The following is a 1,354-nucleotide window of genomic DNA, read 5'->3' as shown; positions in this document are numbered from 1 at the left end:
GGGATTATGATCACTAACGCACAAACCATTTTATGTCTTGATCTAGGGACCAAGACAGGCTGGGCGATATGCGGTGCGGATGGTCACATCATTAGTGGTGTCATGAATTTCCACCCCCGATATTTTGAAGTCGGTGGAATGCATTATTTACGCTTTAAGAGATGTCTATCAGAAATAAAACAGACAGTAGACAGCATTGACGCGGTGTATTTTGAAGAAGTGAGGCGTCATAATAGTACTGATGCAGTGCATATTTACGGTGACTTGTTATCAACCTTAACGACGTGGTGTGAACATCATCAGATACCGTATGAAGGCATTCCTGTTGGCACAATTAAGAAAGCAACAACAGGAAAAGGAAACGCATCAAAAGTAAAAATGATTAAGGCGGTGTGTGCAAAAGGACATACGCCTAAAGACGACAACGAAGCAGATGCTTTAGCAATTTTATATTTAATGAAAGAAGGGGGTATATATGTCCAGTAAATTACCGTGGACGAGGCTGTTTGCAGATAGGTGGATTCTTGATCTTGCTTGTTTATCTCCCATTGAATGCAATGTTTATATAAAATTGCGTTTGCAAATGCTTTATACTGGAGAGCCGCTTTTAAATAACACAAAGGTCTGGGCTAATTACACTGGTTGTTCAGTAAAAATGTTTATGAAAGCGTTAGAAGTTTTAATAAGCACGGGTCATATCGAACGTTTAGACGATGGGTGTTTATGGAGTTTAAAAGTTGAAGAAGAACTCAATAACTCTAATGAAAGCTTAGATAAGGTATCGAAGACATCTCGGTCAAAGAAGTTATCAGAGAGAGCAAAGAAAGCAGCGCAGGCAAGATGGGATAAACATACAAATGATGCTTGTGATGATGCTAAAGCCATTGAAAATACTGATAAAAACAATGCTAAAGCCATGCTTAACGATGCTAAAGTTATTAAGCATGATGCTAACAGTATGCTTAAGGATGCTAAGCATGATGCTTACGACATGCTTAATGATGCCTATATATATAACATAAACAATAACACTAACATTAACAGTTATAATAAAAAAACTAAAACTATCGTTTTAGCAAAAAAAGAAATTGGTTCTGAAGATTTAGAAACAATCGATTTGGTTGACGAGCCAACAGAGGTTGCTGCTGTTGAGATCACATCAGAGCAAATCGAAACCTCATCAGACAACCAACCTTCCATTCACGAGCAAGAGAACGTTCCCAAAAAAGCAAAACGAGCGCAAGCTAATCGCGGTTGTCGATTGCCAGAGGATTTCAAACCTAATTTGCAATACGCAATCGATCAAGGATTAACGCATGATGAGGCGCTGTTAGAGTTCGAACGGTTCACAAAT

2 protein-coding genes are annotated in these 1,354 nt (G+C 38.6%); both read left to right on the top strand.

From position 1 onward, the window contains the following. Positions 1-6 precede the first annotated feature (6 nt). The gene (locus ACFIQE_RS10430; protein WP_375627506.1) at positions 7-486 is read left to right on the top strand and encodes a crossover junction endodeoxyribonuclease RuvC; all 480 of its coding nucleotides are present in this window, start codon (positions 7-9) and stop codon (positions 484-486) included. Then, positions 476-1,354, top strand: an 879-nt coding sequence (locus tag ACFIQE_RS10425) for a hypothetical protein (protein ID WP_375707707.1), incomplete at its 3' end; no start/stop codon positions are given. The genes ACFIQE_RS10430 and ACFIQE_RS10425, both read left to right, overlap by 11 nt.

Source organism: Bartonella sp. AA1HLJMS (assembly GCF_042197445.1).
Classification (GTDB): Bacteria; Pseudomonadota; Alphaproteobacteria; order Rhizobiales; family Rhizobiaceae; genus Bartonella.
The sequence above is the reverse complement of the archived record's forward strand: the minus strand, read 5'-3'. Positions and strand labels throughout refer to the sequence as shown.